The 17,332-nt window shown below is 72.7% G+C and carries 15 protein-coding genes; 6 read left to right on the top strand and 9 right to left on the bottom strand.

The window, feature by feature from the left end:
- The first annotated feature begins 323 nt into the window (after window positions 1-323).
- Window positions 324-2,834 (top strand): ATP-dependent Clp protease ATP-binding subunit, encoded by a 2,511-nt coding sequence (locus HCN08_RS31485; protein WP_167986723.1) that lies wholly within the window; start codon window positions 324-326, stop codon window positions 2,832-2,834.
- A gap of 360 nt (window positions 2,835-3,194) precedes the next feature.
- Window positions 3,195-3,932, top strand: coding sequence for a M23 family metallopeptidase (locus HCN08_RS31480; protein ID WP_167986722.1), 738 nt, complete (start codon window positions 3,195-3,197; stop codon window positions 3,930-3,932).
- A gap of 90 nt (window positions 3,933-4,022) precedes the next feature.
- On the opposite strand, the gene HCN08_RS31475 is transcribed toward HCN08_RS31480, so the two are convergent.
- A complete protein-coding gene (locus tag HCN08_RS31475) occupies window positions 4,023-4,619 on the bottom strand; it encodes a TetR/AcrR family transcriptional regulator (RefSeq protein ID WP_167986721.1) in 597 nt (198 codons plus the stop codon).
- Window positions 4,620-4,828: 209 nt separating this feature from the next.
- Here HCN08_RS31475 and HCN08_RS31470 point away from each other — a divergent pair, with 209 nt between their 5' ends.
- On the top strand, window positions 4,829-6,439 hold the full coding sequence (locus HCN08_RS31470; protein ID WP_206319476.1) for an MDR family MFS transporter: 1,611 nt from the start codon (window positions 4,829-4,831) through the stop codon (window positions 6,437-6,439).
- Window positions 6,440-6,613: 174 nt separating this feature from the next.
- Window positions 6,614-7,453: an alpha/beta fold hydrolase gene (locus tag HCN08_RS31465; protein WP_167986720.1), complete on the top strand. Its 840-nt coding sequence runs from the start codon at window positions 6,614-6,616 to the stop codon at window positions 7,451-7,453.
- Here the strand turns inward: HCN08_RS31465 and HCN08_RS31460 are convergent.
- Both HCN08_RS31460 and HCN08_RS31455 read right to left on the bottom strand, forming a co-directional pair.
- Window positions 7,408-8,484: a protein kinase family protein gene (locus HCN08_RS31460; protein WP_167986719.1), complete on the bottom strand. Its 1,077-nt coding sequence runs from the start codon at window positions 8,482-8,484 to the stop codon at window positions 7,408-7,410. The two genes, HCN08_RS31465 and HCN08_RS31460, sit on opposite strands and share 46 nt — an antisense overlap.
- A gap of 45 nt (window positions 8,485-8,529) precedes the next feature.
- Window positions 8,530-9,018, bottom strand: coding sequence for an NUDIX domain-containing protein (locus tag HCN08_RS31455; protein WP_167986718.1), 489 nt, complete (start codon window positions 9,016-9,018; stop codon window positions 8,530-8,532).
- 160 nt (window positions 9,019-9,178) lie between these two features.
- On the opposite strand from HCN08_RS31455, the gene HCN08_RS31450 reads away from it, so the two are divergent.
- The gene (locus tag HCN08_RS31450) at window positions 9,179-10,117 is read left to right on the top strand and encodes a zinc-binding dehydrogenase (RefSeq protein WP_167986717.1); all 939 of its coding nucleotides are present in this window, start codon (window positions 9,179-9,181) and stop codon (window positions 10,115-10,117) included.
- Window positions 10,118-10,254: 137 nt separating this feature from the next.
- Here HCN08_RS31450 and HCN08_RS31445 read toward each other — a convergent pair whose 3' ends face one another.
- From HCN08_RS31445 to HCN08_RS31425, 5 genes are all read right to left on the bottom strand, one after another.
- Window positions 10,255-11,472, bottom strand: coding sequence for a sensor histidine kinase (locus tag HCN08_RS31445; RefSeq protein WP_167986716.1), 1,218 nt, complete (start codon window positions 11,470-11,472; stop codon window positions 10,255-10,257).
- An 82-nt stretch (window positions 11,473-11,554) separates the two neighbouring features.
- On the bottom strand, window positions 11,555-12,238 hold the full coding sequence (gene cseB / locus HCN08_RS31440; protein ID WP_167986715.1) for a two-component system response regulator CseB: 684 nt from the start codon (window positions 12,236-12,238) through the stop codon (window positions 11,555-11,557).
- A 3-nt stretch (window positions 12,239-12,241) separates the two neighbouring features.
- Entirely contained in the window at window positions 12,242-12,985 is a 744-nt protein-coding gene (locus HCN08_RS31435) for a hypothetical protein (protein WP_167986714.1), read from the bottom strand.
- Between the two features lie 5 nt (window positions 12,986-12,990).
- Window positions 12,991-13,569: a SigE family RNA polymerase sigma factor gene (locus tag HCN08_RS31430; protein WP_167986713.1), complete on the bottom strand. Its 579-nt coding sequence runs from the start codon at window positions 13,567-13,569 to the stop codon at window positions 12,991-12,993.
- 443 nt (window positions 13,570-14,012) lie between these two features.
- Window positions 14,013-15,011 carry an A/G-specific adenine glycosylase gene (locus HCN08_RS31425; RefSeq protein WP_167986712.1) on the bottom strand — a complete coding sequence of 333 codons (999 nt, stop codon included), beginning with the start codon at window positions 15,009-15,011 and terminating at the stop codon, window positions 14,013-14,015.
- A 130-nt stretch (window positions 15,012-15,141) separates the two neighbouring features.
- On the opposite strand from HCN08_RS31425, the gene HCN08_RS31420 reads away from it, so the two are divergent.
- A complete protein-coding gene (locus HCN08_RS31420; protein WP_167986711.1) occupies window positions 15,142-16,074 on the top strand; it encodes a hypothetical protein in 933 nt (310 codons plus the stop codon).
- Window positions 16,075-16,163: 89 nt separating this feature from the next.
- Here the strand turns inward: HCN08_RS31420 and disA are convergent, their stop codons facing one another.
- Complete coding sequence (disA, locus tag HCN08_RS31415; RefSeq protein ID WP_167986710.1) at window positions 16,164-17,318, bottom strand: DNA integrity scanning diadenylate cyclase DisA; 1,155 nt, start codon at window positions 17,316-17,318, stop codon at window positions 16,164-16,166.
- Window positions 17,319-17,332: the final 14 nt, after the last annotated feature.

Below are 17,332 nucleotides of genomic sequence, written 5' to 3'. Positions count from 1 at the left end.
CGCCCGTAGCGCACACCTGTCGGACATCCGGTGTGGACTGTCGGTCGCGCAGGGTAAGAAGTACCTAGTGGGAAGGGTTGGTGTCCCGGCAGGCGCCGCAGGCGTTCGCCATGGGCGTATTGCGGAAAGAGGTATTCGCCTGGCCTGCGGGAACATCCTCTCGCACCATCGAGGTTGTGGGATTGACGTCAGCCGGTAGCGCAGCTTTCCCCGTCGCAGCGGGGGTGGATACGTGAGCGGCGCCGCTGTGCGGGACTAGCATGCGGAAGGACAGGGAGGGGACCGACCCCTCACTGCCCTACCGCTCTGAGGAGCGATTAACGATGTTCGAGAGGTTCACCGACCGCGCGCGGCGGGTTGTCGTCCTGGCTCAGGAAGAAGCCCGGATGCTCAACCACAACTACATCGGCACCGAGCACATCCTCCTGGGCCTGATCCACGAGGGTGAGGGTGTCGCCGCTAAGGCCCTGGAGAGCCTCGGGATTTCTCTTGAGGCGGTCCGCCAGCAGGTGGAGGAGATCATCGGGCAGGGGCAGCAGGCCCCGTCCGGCCACATCCCCTTCACTCCCCGGGCCAAGAAGGTCCTGGAGCTGTCGCTCCGCGAGGCTCTTCAGCTGGGTCACAACTACATCGGCACCGAGCACATCCTGCTCGGCCTGATCCGCGAGGGCGAGGGCGTCGCCGCCCAGGTCCTGGTGAAGCTGGGCGCCGATCTGAACCGGGTGCGGCAGCAGGTCATCCAGCTGCTGTCGGGATACTCGGGCAGCAAGGAGTCGGCCACGGCCGGCGGGCCGGCCGAGGGCACTCCCTCGACCTCGCTCGTCCTGGACCAGTTCGGCCGCAACCTGACCCAGGCCGCAAGGGAGACAAAGCTCGACCCGGTCATCGGGCGCGAGAAGGAGATCGAGCGGGTCATGCAGGTGCTGTCCCGCCGCACCAAGAACAACCCGGTGCTCATCGGCGAGCCCGGCGTGGGCAAGACCGCCGTCGTCGAGGGCCTGGCCCAGGCCATCGTCAAGGGCGAGGTCCCCGAGACGCTGAAGGACAAGCAGCTCTACACGCTGGACCTCGGCGCCCTGGTGGCCGGCTCCCGTTACCGCGGTGACTTCGAGGAGCGCCTGAAGAAGGTGCTCAAGGAGATCCGCACCCGCGGCGACATCATCCTGTTCATCGACGAGCTGCACACCCTGGTCGGCGCCGGCGCGGCCGAGGGCGCGATCGACGCGGCCTCGATCCTCAAGCCCATGCTGGCCCGCGGCGAGCTGCAGACGATCGGTGCCACCACGCTCGACGAGTACCGCAAGTACCTGGAGAAGGACGCCGCGCTGGAGCGCCGCTTCCAGCCCATCCAGGTCGCCGAGCCGTCGCTGCCGCACACCATCGAGATCCTCAAGGGCCTGCGCGACCGGTACGAGGCGCACCACCGCGTGTCGATCACCGACGAGGCCCTGGTGCAGGCGGCCACCCTGGCCGACCGCTACATCTCGGACCGCTTCCTGCCGGACAAGGCGATCGACCTGATCGACGAGGCCGGCTCCCGGATGCGGATCCGCCGGATGACCGCGCCGCCGGACCTGCGCGAGTTCGACGAGAAGATCGCCGAGGTGCGCCGGGAGAAGGAGTCCGCGATCGACTCGCAGGACTTCGAGAAGGCCGCGTCCCTGCGGGACAACGAGAAGCAGCTGCTCGCGGCGAAGGCCAAGCGGGAGAAGGAGTGGAAGGCCGGCGACATGGACGTCGTGGCCGAGGTGGACGGCGACCTGATCGCCGAGGTCCTGGCCACCGCCACCGGCATCCCGGTCTTCAAGCTGACCGAGGAGGAGTCCTCCCGGCTGCTGCACATGGAGGAGGAGCTCCACAAGCGGATCATCGGGCAGAAGGACGCCGTCAAGGCGCTGTCCCGGGCCATCCGCCGCACCCGCGCCGGGCTGAAGGACCCCAAGCGCCCCGGTGGCTCGTTCATCTTCGCCGGCCCGTCCGGTGTCGGTAAGACCGAGCTGTCCAAGGCGCTCGCGGAGTTCCTGTTCGGCGACGAGGACGCGCTGATCTCCCTCGACATGTCGGAGTTCAGCGAGAAGCACACCGTCTCGCGGCTGTTCGGCTCCCCGCCCGGCTACGTCGGGTACGAGGAGGGCGGCCAGCTCACCGAGAAGGTGCGCCGCAAGCCGTTCTCCGTGGTGCTCTTCGACGAGGTCGAGAAGGCCCACCCGGACATCTTCAACAGCCTGCTGCAGATCCTGGAGGACGGCCGGCTGACCGACTCCCAGGGCCGGGTCGTGGACTTCAAGAACACGGTGATCATCATGACCACCAACCTCGGCACCCGCGACATCTCCAAGGGCTTCAACCTGGGCTTCGCCGCCCAGGGCGACACCAAGTCCGGCTACGAGCGGATGAAGAACAAGGTCAGCGACGAGCTCAAGCAGCACTTCCGCCCCGAGTTCCTCAACCGTGTGGATGACGTCATCGTCTTCCCGCAGCTCAGCCAGGAGGACATCCTGCAGATCGTCGACCTGATGATCAGCGCGGTGGACGAGCGGCTGCGCGACCGCGACATGGGCATCGAGCTCAGCCTGGAGGCCAAGGAGCTGCTCTCCAAGCGCGGCTACGACCCGGTCATGGGCGCCCGCCCGCTGCGGCGGACGATCCAGCGGGAGATCGAGGACGCGCTGTCGGAGAAGATCCTCTTCGGCGAGCTGCGCCCCGGCCACATCGTGGTCGTCGAGGTCGAGGGCGAGGGTGACACGGCGACGTTCACCTTCCGCGGCGAGGAGAAGGTCACCGTGGCCGACGCCCCGCCCGTCGAGACGCCGAACCTGTCCAAGGAGGGCTGACGCCGCACGGCGTACGGCCCGGCACGACCCACCAGGGCCCCGGCCCCGGACCTCCGCTCGGAGGTCCGGGGCCGGGGTTTTCGCTGCCGTGACCCGGGGGGCGTCCGGGGCTCGCAGCGGGCTCCCGGGTGAGGTGCCGCACGTGACGCGGGCCACGTACGAAGGGGATTAGTGCTGGGCGGTGCCGCGGAAAGGCGGCGAATGCGCGGCGGAAAGCGGTGGTAAGTCCGCTTTGCTCGGATCTACGGCCTCCGGTAGGAGGTGGGGTGTTTGTCAGGCCCGGGACCGCCGGGTTACCAATGTGGGGCACGGACCGCTCCGGTCCGACCGCAAACCCCCACCAGTGAGGTTGTTTCCTGCATGCGTAAGAACTCGACGATGAAGAACCGCACCGCCAAGTCCGTCATCCGCGGCCGGGCGGCCGTGGTGACCGGCGGGCTGGTCGCGGCGCTCGCGCTGGGCTCGACCGCAGCGTTCGCCGCGAGCGGTAGCGGGCACGAGGCGGCGCCGGCTCCGGCTGCCGCCGCGAGCGCGAACACCGGCTCGGTCGCGGACGTCCTGCAGAAGCAGGCCACCGCGCAGAAGGACGCCGCCGCCCAGGCCAAGGCCAAGGCGAAGGCGGACGCCGAGGCCAAGGCGAAGGCCAAGGCGAAGGCGAAGGCCAAGGCCGCCGCGGATGAGAAGGCGAAGATCGCCGGCTGGGAGACCCCGACCACGCACTACGTGCTCGGCGCGGGCTACCACCAGGTCGGCAAGCACTGGATCAACACCCACTCCGGCCAGGACTTCGTCGTGCCGTCCGGCACCTCGGTCCGTGCCGCGCACACCGGCACCGTCGTGACGGCGGGCTGGGGCGGCGCGTACGGCAACAACATCGTGATCAAGCACGGTGCGCACCTGTACACCCAGTACGGCCACCTGTCGAAGATCGGCGTGCACCTCGGCCAGAAGGTCATCACCGGCCAGGAGATCGGCAAGTCCGGCTCCACCGGCAACTCGACCGGCCCGCACCTGCACTTCGAGGTCCGGACCACGCCGTACTACGGCTCCTCCGTCGAGCCGCTGCACTTCCTGAAGGAGCACGGCGTCAACGCCTGATCGTCGCCACGCAGCCGGAAGCGAGCGTCACCCCGCGAGGGGCGGCGCTCGCTTCGGCGTTCGGGGTTCGGCGCTCGGTGACCGGCGGCGTCACCCGGCGAGCGGGGAGCTCGTCTCGGCCTGGGCCACCAGGTCCAGGGCGACCTCCAGGATCGCCGCGCGCTTCTCCTCCGGGTCGCCCTCGACGTTCTGCGTCACGAACATCCCGGCGTGCATCGAGAACAGCGCCGTCACGCTGCGCACCTGCGCGGCCATCGGCGCCGACGGGTCCTTGAGCAGGTTGCCGAGCGCGGCCATGCTCGTACGGAACGTCTCGCCGATCGACAGCTCCCGTACCGTCGCCTGGTTCTCCTGGATGAAGCGGAAGAAGTCCGCCGAGCCCCACAGGATGTCGCTGTAGCGGCGCAGCATCTCCTGCTTGGTCTCCAGTCCGGCCGGCCGGCTCTCGGCCCAGTCGATGAGGTCCCGGATGGGCTGCGCCAGGTCCTCGGCGATGCTGGTGACGATGTCTTCCTTGGTCTTGAAGTGGTAGTAGAGCGCCGCCTTCGTCACGTCCAGCCGTTCGGCGATCTCCCGCAGCGAGGTCTTCTCGTACCCCTGCTCGGCGAAGAGCTCCAGGGCGACCTGCTGGATGCGGCCCCGGGTGTCGGTCCGGCGCGCGTGCGGGTGGTGCTGCGGTGTGTCCATGGGACTGTCGCTCTCCTGCTGTGCCGCCCTCACCGGGGAGGGGACGTGGGGACGTATGGCCCTAAGCGGGGGGCCTGACTACGAGGCTACGCACTTACTTGACGCCCGGCTAGTAAGCAACGTACCTTGCTCATGAGTCAATGTGCTAGCCGGGCGGCAAGTAAGTACCCTGAACAGACCGCCCTCGCAACGGGGGAGGAAACCCGGTCATGTCCCAGACCGCAGCCACGCCCTCCGCGTCCGGGCCGCAGCCCGGCGCCGGAGCCGACGTGAAGGACGGAGGGCCCCGTCAGCGCAGCGTGCGCGTGGTGATGGCGGGCCTGCTCATAGCCATGATGCTGGCGATGCTCGACAACATGATCGTCGGCACCGCCATGCCGACCATCGTCGGCGAGCTCGGCGGCCTCAACCACCTGTCGTGGGTCGTCACCGCCTACACCCTGGCCACCGCCGCCTCCACCCCCATCTGGGGCAAGCTCGGCGACATGTACGGCCGCAAGGGCATCTTCCTGACCTCGATCGTGCTGTTCCTGGTCGGCTCGGCGGCGTCCGGCGCCGCGCAGTCGATGGACCAGCTGATCGCCTTCCGGGCCTTCCAGGGCCTGGGCGCCGGCGGTCTGATGGTCGGCGTCATGGCGATCATCGGCGAGCTGATCCCGCCGCGTGAGCGCGGCAAGTACCAGGGCATGATCGCCGGTGTCATGGCCATCGCCATGATCGGCGGCCCGCTCGTCGGCGGCTCCATCACCGACAACTGGGGATGGCGCTGGAGCTTCTACATCAACCTGCCGATCGGCGTGATCGCCCTCGCGGTCGTCACGATCGTGCTGCACCTGCCGAAGAAGCGCAGCCAGGGCCGGATCGACTACCTCGGCGGCGCGCTGCTGACCGTCTCCATCACCTCGCTGGTGCTGCTCACCACCTGGGGCGGCACGCAGTACGCATGGGGCTCCGCGCAGATCATCGGCCTGCTGGTGCTGGGCCTGGTCACGCTCGCCGCGTTCGTATGGGCCGAGACCCGGGCGCCCGAGCCGATCATGCCGCTGCGGATCTTCCGCAGCGCCAACTTCTCCCTCATCTCGCTCATCGGCTTCCTCGTCGGCTTCACGATGTTCGGCGCGATGACCTTCCTGCCGCTCTACCAGCAGACCGTGCAGGGCGCGTCCGCGACGAACTCCGGCCTGCTGCTGCTGCCGATGCTGCTCGCGATGATGGTCGTCTCGATGATCGCCGGCCGGGTCACCACCGCGACCGGCCGCTACAAGATCTTCCCGATCATCGGCGGCGCGCTCATCACGGTGGGCCTGTTCCTGCTGTCCACGATGGACGTGCACACCACGCGCTTCATGTCCGGCGTGTTCATGGCCGTCCTCGGCGCCGGCATGGGCTTCATCATGCAGATCACCATGCTGGTCGCCCAGAACAGCGTGGAGATGCGCGACATCGGCGTCGGCTCGTCGTCCGCGACCCTGTTCCGTACGATCGGCGGCTCCTTCGGCGTCTCACTGTTCGGCGCGCTGTTCTCGCACAAGGTGCAGCACGGCATGGAGGCCACGTCCGGCGGCGCCGCGGCCACGAAGGGCGGCGCCCAGCTCGACCCGGCGACCATCGCGAAGTTCCCGCCGGCCCTGAAGGACGCGTACTTCCACGCGGTGTCGTCCGGCACGCATGTGGTGTTCCTGTGGGGCGCGATCGTCTCCGTCCTCGGCTTCCTGGCGGCCTGGTTCCTGATCGAGACGCCACTGCGCGGCTCGGCGGGCAAGTCCAAGCCCTCGGAGCAGCCGGCGACGGACGAGCCACTGCTGGCCGACGCGCTCTGAGGCTTCCGCCGCCCCACGGGCTTTCCGACCGCCCGGGCCCCTGCCTGCCGTTGCGACTGCGCGGCGGGCGGGGGCCTTTGCCATGGCGGCGGGGCGAGAACTGGTCGGCGAGCGTGCCCGAGGCCCTACCGAATTCGGTGGTCCGCGTGTTCAGGGCCTGCGATCATGCGGCGCATGCTCATGCTTGAGGATGAACTCGGACATCTGGCGTATGACGTCACCGGTGACGGGCCGCCCGTCGTGCTTGTGCATGCCGGGGTGGCGGATCACCGGATGTGGGACGGGGTCGTGCCCGGGCTCGTGGGGCGGTACTGCCTGGTGCGGTACGACCTGCGGGGGTTCGGTGAGTCCGCCGTGCCCAGGGGGGCGTTCCGGGAGGCGGATGACCTGGGGCGGTTGCTGGATCACCTCGGGTACGAGCGGGTCCGGCTCGTGGGGGTGTCGTGGGGTGGGCGGGTGGCGGTGGACTTCGCGTTGGCGTACCCCGAGCGGGTGCGGGCGCTCGCGGTGTTCTCCGCGCCCTGGCCGGGATACGCCTGGTCCGAGGAGATGCTCGGGTACGACGCGGCCGAGACCGCCGCGTTGGCGGCCGGCGACGTGGACGCCGCCGTACGGATCAACCTCGACATGTGGCTGCGCGGCCCCGCCCGCGGCTGGGACGCCGTGCCCGACGGGCTCGCCGACCGGCTCCGCGGCCCGCTGCGGACCTCGCTGGTGAACCAGGCGGAGGTCGGCCGCCACTCCCAGGGCCCCGCGACCGGCGACCTCACCGCCCTCCGCGTCCCCACCCTCGTCGGCGCCGGGCGCCTCGACCTCCCCGACTTCCGGGCCATCGCCCGCCGCTACGCCGCCGAGATCCCCGGCGCCGAACTCGTCGAATTCCCCACCGCCGCCCACCTCGTCCCCCTCGACGCCCCCGCCGAGCTCACCGACGCGCTGCTCCCCTTCCTCGCCCGCGAGGACGAGGCTCAGGGCGACGCCTCCAGCGCCTCGCGGAGGGCTTCCGCCGGGTAGGGGGTGGCGTGGGCGCCGTCCAGGACGGAGCCGTAGAAGGCGGTCATCAGGGCGGCCACCCGGGCGTAACGGGTGAGCAGGGCGCGGGCCGCCGGCGGGGCGGGGGGCGGGGGTGCGCCGGAGGCCAAGGCGCGGATGAGGGACTCGCGGGGGGCGCGACGGTGGCCCCAGAGGGTGGTGATGAGGCGGTTCACCAGCCAACTGCGGGTGTAGCAGGCGTCGTACGCCTCGTGCAGGGCGAGGAAGGCGGACTCCTCGGCGCTCAGCGCGAAGTCCGCGGAGAGCGCGAGGCCGAAGTCCGTGAGGTAGAGGCGGTGGCCGTCGGTCAGGACGTTGCCGAAGTGGGCGTCGAAGTGGTGGAGGCCGCGGGCGTTCAAGAAGGCCACCGCTGACGCCAGTTCGCGGTCGATCAACGACCAGGCCCCGTCCACCTCCTGGGGTCCGGCCGCCGCCCGCGCGGTGAGCCGGTCGTCGAGGGAGTACGGGACGTGCTCCAGGAAGAGCGTCAGGCTCGCGGGGGAGTCGCGCAGCGCCTCGATACGGCGGCGTACACCCGCAGCGCCGTCCCAGAACGCCACCGCCCGGCCCACGTCCGCCAGTTCGGGTGGCAGCGGCGGCGGGACCCGCTCCGGCAGGACCCGCCAGCCGTACAGCACCGGGAAGTTCGGGCACTCGCCCGCCAGCACCCACCCCGACGTCGCCTCGTGCGCGGCCAGTTCGCGCCACGCGCCGAAGCCGGGGGCGTAACCGACGCCGTACTGGCACACCATGGGGAGGCCGAAGAGATTCGCCGTCGAGCGGAAATGCTCCGGACGCAGTTCGAGTGACGTCAGGGGCACGCGCTTGACGAAGACCCGGGTGCCCGCGACCTCCAGCAGCGCCGAACGGCCGCCGATGCCGGTGCCGAGCGGGGTGGCCGCGGCCACCAGGCCGGCCAGCTCGCGGTCGCCGAGCCGGGCGAGCGCGGCGGAGACCGTGCCGTACGCCGCCCGGCGGGCGCTCAACGAGGCCGGTCCGTCGAGGGGTTGCATCCACCGACCCTACGTCCCGCGCTTACCGGACCCCGCGTCCCGCGCTCACTCCCAGCCGCGCAGCGACAGGGACGCGGGCGCCGACGCCAGGTGCGCGTCGAGCGCGGTACGCGTCGAGGGGACGAACTCCGCCGGGATCGCGGTGATCGGCGTCCAGACCACCGCGGAGTGCTTGGCCGGCTCTCGGTTCTCCGCCGTCCCCGACCAGCGCGTGGTCGAGAACACCAGGGTCAGGTAGCCGTTCGGCGCCTCCACGCCCCACGCGGCGTGCACGACGTGCGCGAGCCGCAGATCCTCGGGCGCGACCACCAGGCCCGTCTCCTCGCGCAGTTCGCGGACGGCCGTGGCCGTCACCGGCTCGCCCGGGTCCGACTTCCCGCTGGGCAGATCCCACAACCCGGGGCCGAACTTGCCCTTTTCGCCGCGCCGCAGCAGCAACACCCGCTGCGTGGACGGGTCGTGGACGATGACGGACGCGGCGAGCAGCGTCATCGCCGACAGGGCGGGCGGCAGGGCTTCGGGGCGGTGCTGCATGAGGCTCCAGATCGATACGCGCGGGGCGGGCCCCGGCACAGGCAGGTCACCCCTTCATAGCCGGTGGCTATGACAGCGGCTATTGGACAGCCCCGCACACCGGTCCGGAGGATGGCCGGGCAGGGAGCACAGAGGGGACCACGGAGGGGAGCGGGAACGTATGCGCGCGGTGGTGTACGACGGCGGAGCCGCAGGCGGCATCAGGCTCGGGACGGCACCCGAACCGGTGCCCGGCGAAGGGCAGTTGCTCATCGACGTCCGGGCGGTCTCGCTCAACTTCACCGACGTCGCCCACCTCGACGCCGCCACCACCCCCGCCGGCACCGTCCTCGGCCTCGACGCCGCGGGCGTCGTACGCCGGGCCGCCGCGGACGGCTCCGGGCCCGCCGAAGGGACCCGCGTCGTGTCGTTCGGCTGGGGGCGCGGCGCCTGGGCGCAGCGGCGGGCCGCCGACACCGGCCACGTGGCCGTGCTCCCGGACGGCGTCGGCTTCGCCGAGGCAAGTGCGCTGCCGGCCGCGGGAGTTACGGCGCTCCGGGCGCTGCGGCGGCTCGGGCCCGTCGAGGGGCGGCGGGTCCTGGTCACCGGCGCCTCCGGTGGCGTCGGGCGATACGCGGTCCAACTCGCGGCGCTCGCGGGGGCGTATGTCGTCGCGGCGGTCGGCAGCCCCGAACGGGGCGCGGGCCTGCGCGAGTTGGGTGCGAGCGATGTCGTCACCGACCTGCGCGAGGTCACCGCGCCCGTCTTCGGCGTGCTGGAGAACGTCGGCGGCGCGCTGCTCGGCCAGGCGTTCTCGCTGCTGGAGGACGGCGGTTGCCTCCAGGCCGTCGGTGCGGCCTCCGGCGAGCCGTCCACGCTCGACTTCGAGCAGGAGCGGCGGGCAGGCCCGCGCAAACGCCTGGAGGTCTTCATGGTCGGCACCCCCGACACCCCCTTCGGCCCGGACCTCGACCACCTCCTCGGCCTGCTCGCCGCCGGCCGCCTCGACCCGCAGATCGGCTGGCGCGGCCCCTGGACCCGCGTCACGGACGCCGCGCAGGCCCTGCTCACCCGCCGCGTCCAGGGCAAGGCGGTCCTCGACGTCACACCGGACGACTGAAGCCCCGACCGCAGCCCGGCCCCCGGCCCCCAGGGCGCCCGCAGCCCGGCCCCAGGGCCCCAGCCTCCGAGGTCCCCGCAGCCCGGCCCCGAAGCGCAACCGCAGCCGGCCACCCCCGCCGACCCCCGGGCGCCAGCTCACCGCGGCAGCAGCAGTTGCGCCACCGCCCCGCCCCCGTCCGCCGGCGGCGCGTTGCGGAAGGTGAGCCGCGCCCCCAGCACCCTCGCCTGCCCCGTGGCGATCGTCAGGCCGAGGCCGTGGCCCCCGGAGCGGTCCGTCGAGCCGGTGCGGAAGCGGCTCGGGCCCTCCCGGAGCAGGTCCGGCGGGAAGCCCGGGCCGTGGTCGCGGACCCGCACGTACGGGCCGTCGACCAGCACATCGATCGCCCCTGCCCCGTGCCGTGCCGCGTTGGCCAGCAGATTGCCCAGCACCCGCTCCAGCCGCCGCGGATCGGTCTGCACCACCGCCTCCTGCGCGACCGTCACCTGCGCGTCGGGCGCGAGCGCCGGCACCCTGCGCCGTACGAACTCGCCCAGCGCCACCTCCTGGAGGTCCGCCCGCTCGGCCGCGCCGTCCAGCCGGGCGACCTCCAGCACGTCCTCGACCAGCGTGCGCAGCGCGCGCACCCGGTCCCGTACCAGCTCCGACGGGCGGCCCGGCGGCAGCAGCTCGGTCGCCGTGACCAGGCCCGTCAGCGGGGTGCGCAGCTCGTGCGCGATGTCCGCGGTGACCCGGCGCTCGGCCTCCAGCCGGTGCTGGAGCGCGTCGGCCATCGCGTCGACGGCCCGCGCCAGCTCGTCCGTCTCGTCCCGGCCGCGCCTGCCGATGGCCTCCCGCACCCGTACGCCCGTGTCGCCGTCGGCGACCTTGCGCGCCGCGTTCGCCGCCTTGCGCAGCCGCCGCGACATCCGCCCGCCGACCGCGACGCCGATCGCCGTGCCGCCGAGCACGACCGCCGCCGAGCCGATCATCAGCGTGCGGTCGAGGTCGACGAGCACCGAGTAGCGGTCGGTGATGCCGGTCCGCAGCGACAGCACCTTGCCCCCGCCCGCCGGCGTCTCGGCCCACACCTCCAGGCCGCGCCCGGTGCGCTGCACATACGTCGCCCGCTGCCCCTTCGCCGCGTACGCCCTCAGCTCCGGCGGCAGCGCCGGGTCGTCGAGGGTGGCGTAGAAGACCAGGCGGCCGTTGGTCTCGTAGATCCGCAGCGCACTCTGCACCCGCTCGTCCTGCACGTCCCGGGCGCTGTTGATCATGCTGACCCGCGCCGCGTTGTGCACGACGAGGCTCAGCGCGACCACCACCAGCGCCGACACCGCCGCGATGGCGGCGCTCAGCTTCCACCGCAACGTCATCGTCGGCAGCGGCGGCAGGAAGCGGCGGGAACCGAAAGAGCGGCGGGAACGGAGCAGGCGCGCACGCATGAGCAGCAGCCCGTCACGCGCGCAGCTTGTAGCCGAAGCCGCGCACGGTCTCGATCCGGTCCTGGCCCACCTTCGCCCGCAGCCGCTGCACATGCACGTCCACCACGCGCGTGTCGCCGCCCCACTCGTAGTCCCACACCCGCGCCAGCAGACGGTCGCGCGACAGTACGGTCCCGGGCGCGGCGGCGAACTCCAGCAGCAGCCGCATCTCGGTCGGGGTCAGGGCGAGGCGTTCACCGGCGCGGGTGACCTCCATGCCCTCGGGGTCGATCACGATGTCGCCGAAGGACAGCAGCGCGCCCTGCTCGTGCGGGTCGTCCGCGGCGGCGGCCCGGAAGCGGCGCAGCACCGCGCGGATCCGGGCGACGAGCACCGCGCCGTCGAAGGGCTTGGTCACGTAGTCGTCGGCGCCCGCCTCCAGGCCCAGCACGACGTCGATCGCGTCGGCCCGCGCCGACACCATGATCACCGGCACCGTCGACTCGTCCCGGATCCGCCGGCACAGGCTCACCCCGTCCAGCCCCGGCAGCATCACGTCCAGCAGCGCGAGGTCGGGCCGCCGGGCCCGGAAGGCGTCCAGGCCGGTCAGGCCGTCGGGCGCGGCGGTGACCCGGAAGCCGTCGCGCTCCAGGGCGAGCGTCGTGGCCTCACGGATGACGTCGTCGTCCTCGACGAACAGCACATGCACCGGAGCCACCGCTCAGCCCCCGGACCCGGCCCCGGACCCGGCCCCGGACCCGGCCCCGGAACCCGCCCCCACCAGCGCGGGAGCCGAGACCGAGGGGGTCGCCGTCGGCAGGTCGGGGTCCAGCGGGTCGGAGTCGGGGCGCGGCGCCGGCTCCGTGGAGGTCGGCTCGGGCGAGACCGTCGGCGTACTCGACCCGAAGTCCGCGTACGCCCGCGCGACCTGCACGAAATGCCCGGCGCGCCACGCGTACACCACCGACTCCTGCCCGGTGGGCCCGTTGGGGACAAAACCCGGGTCGTCCACCCTGTACACCTCGTGAATGATCTCCAGCCGCCCGCCCTGCACGCTCCCGTACACCGGGGGCCGCTCGTCGGCGAAGACGTTCTGGTATTTCCCGTTCACCATACGGTAGACGTACGCGGCCACGCCCAGGCCGTTGCCGCAGGTCGTGACGTTGACCACCAGGTCCGGGCCGTCGCCGGAGGTGAGGTCGCCGGAGTCGGTGGCGACCGGGTAGTCGTCGCCCGCGCACGGCGTCAGGTCCTCGCGGACGTCCTCGCTCACGCTCGTGTCACGGCGGACCATCGTCGCCAGCGCCCGCTTGTCACGCGCGATCGCCGGGGCGAGCGAGGCGGGCGGCGTCGGGCGCACGCTCGGCGAGGGCGCCGGGCCCTCCTTGCGCGCACCCGTACCCGTGGCACCGCAGCCCGACACCACGACGCACGCGCAGGTCAGCGCGCCCATCGCGGTCGTCATGGGCCTCAGGCGGCGCACATCTCCTCCGTCTGCTCCGGCTGCGGGGCTGGGCGGGCCGGCGCCGGGGCGACCGGGCAGCGCCGGTAGCCGTACCCGCCGTGCTCCAGCTCGTGCCGCAGCCGGGCCAGCGCCCTGTGCAGGGTGCTCTTGACCGTGCCGGTCGACATGCCCAGCGCGCGGGCGGTCTCCTCGGTCGTGAGCTGCCCGTAGTGGCGCAGCATGACCACCTGGCGCTGCTTGGGGGCGAGCGCCGACATCGCGTCCAGCAGCATCTCACGGTCGGCGCGCTGCTCGGTCCCGTCGTCCACCACGGGCTCGGGCAGCTCGCCGGTGGGCACCTCGTCGAGCTTGCGGTTGCGCCACCACTCGGTCCTGGTGTTGATCATGACCCGCCGCATGTACGCGTCCGCGAGCGCCTTGTCGGCGATGCCCTCCCAGCGCGGGTACGTACGCACGAGGGCGGTCTGCACGAGGTCCTGCGCGTCGATGGGGTCGGGGACGAGGCGCCGGGCGCTGCGCAGCAGGGCGTCCTGCCGCGTCCTGACGTACTCCTCAAACTCCAGTACCCCGCCGCTCGCCGCCATCGTGCTTCTCCGCCCCTTGCCTGTGCGGCGGGATGGTCCGGCCCCGCCGCCACCGGGCGACCCCGGCTGCGACCGAACCTACGAGCCGGATGTCAGGCTTCCGCCACCACGAGCGCACGGCAAACGCACAGCGACCCATCGGTTGTGTAACAGCGGGGAGGAAGCGCATTTTCCGGGCGAGGCGGGGAGTACGGGGCAAGCCCCGTGCGGGAGCTCCGGCCCGGCGCAGGTGGCCCGGGCGCGGTCCCGCGCCCGGCCCGTGCGGGCGCTCGGCGTACGGTCCCGTCGGGCTCGGCGTCCCCGTTCCGCGGGCCGGCGGGCGCCCGCACGGGTGCGCGTACGGCCTCCGGCGGGCGTTCGGCGTCGTCCGGTGTACGCGTACTGCCTACGACGGCCGTCCGGCGGACGCGCGCCCGGGGTCCCCCCGAGCGCCCCCGGAGGGGTCAGTGGGGGAGGCGGTAGACGCCGTCGGCGAGCGGTTCGACGAGGCCGTCCTCGACCAGGCCGTCGAGGGCGCGGGCGCGCTGCACCGGCTCGTGCCACACCGCGTCCAGCGCGGCCTGCGGGACCGGCTCGCGCGAGGCGCGCAGCACCGCGAGCAGCCGGCCGCGCACCTGGCGGTCGGTGCCGGCGTACGACTGGCCGCGGCGCGGCGGGCCGGCGTGCGGCGGGCTGCCGGCCAGCCGCCAGGCGCACAGCGCCGCCACCGGGCAGCGCCCGCACTGCGGCGACCTGGCCGTGCACACCAGCGCGCCCAGCTCCATCGTGGCCGCCGCCCAGCGCGCCGCCGTCGCCTCGTCGGCGGGCAGCAGGCCCTCGGCGGTACGCCGCTCCGCCGCCGTCGTCGCGTTCGGCGGGTGCTCGACGCCGCCCACGACCCGGGCGAAGACCCGCCGTACGTTCGTGTCCAGCACGATGTGCCGCCGCCCGTACGCGAACGACGCGACCGCCGCCGCGGTGTACTCCCCGACGCCCGGCAGCGCCAGCAACTCCGCGTGCGAGCCCGGCACTTCGCCGCCGTGCCGGTGCGCTATCGCGCCCGCCGCGGCGTGCAGCCGCAGTGCCCGGCGCGGATAGCCGAGCCGGCCCCACGCCCGTACCGCCTCGCCGGGCGACTCGGCGGCCAGGTCCGCCGGGCGCGGCCAGCGGGCCAGCCACTCCGCGTGCACCGGCAGCACGCGGGCCACCGGGGTCTGCTGGAGCATGAACTCGCTGACCATCACCGACCAGGCGCCCGCGTCGGGGCGGCGCCAGGGCAGGTCGCGGGCGTGGGCGTCGAACCAGTCGATGACCAGCTCGTGCAGGGTCGCCACGGCCGCGGGCGTGAGCCCGGGCGGCGGCGGGGCGGCGGGATCGGCGGCGGACCGCGCGGCGGAAGCCGCGGACCGGGCGGACGTAGCGGAACGGATGGGCTCGGGGGCGTCGTGGAGGTCTGTGCTCATGGCATCGCGATCCTCGCACATGCCACTGACAGCGATCACGCGTGAACGTAAACGTGATCATCGGCAAAGAGCGCACACCGAGCGGCGGGTGTTGCGACGGCACACGGGTGATCTCCCCTAGAGTTCGGGTGTGGGCTCGTTGCGCAATCCCGTCGGACCTCTGCCGTCGTCCATCTACTGGCGCCGGCGTGTCGTCGCGTCCGCCCTGGTCCTGGTGATCGCCGCACTGGTGATCTGGGCCGTCACCCGGGGCAGCGGAGGTGGCGGCCACGGCAACGGGGCCTCGGGGCCGACCGGTTCGCACACCCCGATCGGCACGATCACCGCCGGCCCGACCCCCTCGGGCACCCACATCAGCGGGCGCCCCGGGGGCCGCGACACCGCCCCCTCCGACTCCGACGGCGGTACGGGCGACGGCACTTCGGCCGGCGACACGGGCTCCGCGGCCGGCGACACCGCGGGCTCCGCGGCCGGCGACACCGCGGGCTCCACGGCCGGCTCCACCGCGGGCGACGACTCCGGCGCCACGGCCGGCTCCGGTTCCGACGGCGGTACGTCGTCGGGTACGTCCGCCGGTACGGGCACGTCCGGCTCCGGCGGCGCCGGTACCTCCGCGGGCAGCGGCCCGAGCGGTGACCAGGTCCCGGCCGGCTCCACGCTGCCCAACTGCTCGCCCGGCACGGTGTCGCTGGCGCTGACCAGCGACCAGAACACGTACGCCGACGGCCAGACGCCGGTCCTGCGGCTGCGCGCCACCAACAGCGGCTCGGTCACCTGCAAGCTGGACTTCGGCCCGCGCAGCGCGGTCTTCACCGTCACCAAGAACCCCGAGGGCAGCCACGTCTGGGCGTCGAACGACTGCCCGGCGAACGCCTCGCCGTACCTGCTCCAGGTGCCGGCGCACGGCTCGACCACGTACACCCTGAACTGGAGCGCCAAGACCAGCTCCCCGCAGTGCGGTTCGCCCAGGAACACCCCGGCCGGCTACGGCAACTACCTGGCCCAGGTCTCGCTCGCCGGGTACGGGACGAAGAGCGTGCCCTTCCGGCTGTCGCAGGACTGAGCGGGGGCCGGGCGCGCGGCCGGATACGCGGCCGGGTGCGTACGTGTAGGGGGCTGGGCGTCGGGCGGTAGGGACCGCTGGACGTACCGCTAGACGTACCGCTCCAGGATGGAGGACTCCGCCAGCCGGGACAGGCCCTCGCGGACGGAGCGGGCGCGGGCCTCGCCGACGCCCTCGACGGCCTGGAGGTCGTCCACGCTGGCCGCGAGCAGCTTCTGCAGCCCGCCGAAGTGCTCCACCAGCCGCTCTATCACCGCGTTCGGCAGCCGCGGCACCTTCGCCAGCAGCCGGTAACCGCGCGGCGAGACCGCGGAGTCCAGCGATTCGGGGGAGCCGGTGTAGCCCAACGCCCGGGCCACCGTGGTCAGTTCGATGAGCTCGCTCTGCGGCAGCGCGTCCAGCTCGGCCAGCGCCTCGGCGACCGTGCGGCTGCGCTTGGCGGTCGGCTCGGGCACGTAGTCGTGCGCGACCAGTTCGCGCTCCGGCTCCACGCCGGCGATCAACTCGTCGAGCTGCAGCGTCAGCAGCCGGCCGTCGGTGCCCAACTCCACCACGTACTCGGCGATTTCGGTGGCGATCCGGCGGACCATCTCCAGGCGCTGCGCCACCGACGTGACGTCCCGCACCGTGACCAGGTCCTCGATCTCCAACGCCGAGAGGGTGCCCGCGACTTCGTCCAGGCGCAGCTTGTAGCGCTCCAGCGTCGCCAGCGCCTGGTTCGCCCGGGACAGGATCGCCGCGGAGTCCTCCAGCACGCGGCGCTGGCCGTCCACGTACAGCGCGATCACCCGCATCGACTGACTCACCGACACGACAGGGAAGTTGACCTGCTTGCTCACCCGGTCCGCGGTGCGGTGCCGGGTGCCGGTCTCCTCGGTCGGGATCGCCGGGTCCGGCACCAACTGCACGCCGGCGCGCAGGATCTTGGTGATGTCCTTGTCCAGGATCAGCGCGCCGTCCAGCTTGCACAGCTCGCGCAGCCGCGTCGGGGTGAACTCCACGTCCAGCACGAAGCCGCCGGTGCACAGCGACTCCACCGTCTTGTCCATGCCGAGCACGATCAGGCCGCCGGTGTTGCCGCGCACGATGCGCTCCAGGCCGTCGCGCAGGCCCGTACCCGGTGCCACGGCACTCAGCGACGCGCGCATCAGCCCGCCGCCGTCCGCTCCACCGCCGGACCTGCCGGCGGAGTCCGCCGCTGCCTTGCGGGCCGGGGCGGATCCTGCCCGGTCGTTGGCTGCCACTGCGTTCCTCCGGT

Source organism: Actinacidiphila epipremni (genome assembly GCF_012034175.1).
GTDB lineage: Bacteria > Actinomycetota > Actinomycetes > Streptomycetales > Streptomycetaceae > Actinacidiphila > Actinacidiphila epipremni.
This window is presented reverse-complemented; position numbering and strand designations above follow the sequence as displayed.

What these genes read in the sequence shown, in the direction of transcription:
- HCN08_RS31450 (WP_167986717.1), top strand. Translation starts at nt 9,179, where the DNA reads ATGCGCGCGGTGGTGTACGACGGCGGAGCCGCAGGCGGCATCAGGCTC.
- HCN08_RS31465 (WP_167986720.1), top strand. Translation starts at nt 6,614, where the DNA reads ATGCTCATGCTTGAGGATGAACTCGGACATCTGGCGTATGACGTCACC.
- HCN08_RS31425 (WP_167986712.1), bottom strand. Translation starts at nt 15,011, where the DNA reads ATGAGCACAGACCTCCACGACGCCCCCGAGCCCATCCGTTCCGCTACG.
- HCN08_RS31445 (WP_167986716.1), bottom strand. Translation starts at nt 11,472, where the DNA reads ATGACGTTGCGGTGGAAGCTGAGCGCCGCCATCGCGGCGGTGTCGGCG.
- HCN08_RS31475 (WP_167986721.1), bottom strand. Translation starts at nt 4,619, where the DNA reads ATGGACACACCGCAGCACCACCCGCACGCGCGCCGGACCGACACCCGG.
- HCN08_RS31480 (WP_167986722.1), top strand. Translation starts at nt 3,195, where the DNA reads ATGCGTAAGAACTCGACGATGAAGAACCGCACCGCCAAGTCCGTCATC.
- HCN08_RS31430 (WP_167986713.1), bottom strand. Translation starts at nt 13,569, where the DNA reads ATGGCGGCGAGCGGCGGGGTACTGGAGTTTGAGGAGTACGTCAGGACG.
- HCN08_RS31455 (WP_167986718.1), bottom strand. Translation starts at nt 9,018, where the DNA reads ATGCAGCACCGCCCCGAAGCCCTGCCGCCCGCCCTGTCGGCGATGACG.
- HCN08_RS31460 (WP_167986719.1), bottom strand. Translation starts at nt 8,484, where the DNA reads ATGCAACCCCTCGACGGACCGGCCTCGTTGAGCGCCCGCCGGGCGGCG.
- HCN08_RS31435 (WP_167986714.1), bottom strand. Translation starts at nt 12,985, where the DNA reads ATGACGACCGCGATGGGCGCGCTGACCTGCGCGTGCGTCGTGGTGTCG.
- HCN08_RS31470 (WP_206319476.1), top strand. Translation starts at nt 4,829, where the DNA reads ATGTCCCAGACCGCAGCCACGCCCTCCGCGTCCGGGCCGCAGCCCGGC.
- HCN08_RS31485 (WP_167986723.1), top strand. Translation starts at nt 324, where the DNA reads ATGTTCGAGAGGTTCACCGACCGCGCGCGGCGGGTTGTCGTCCTGGCT.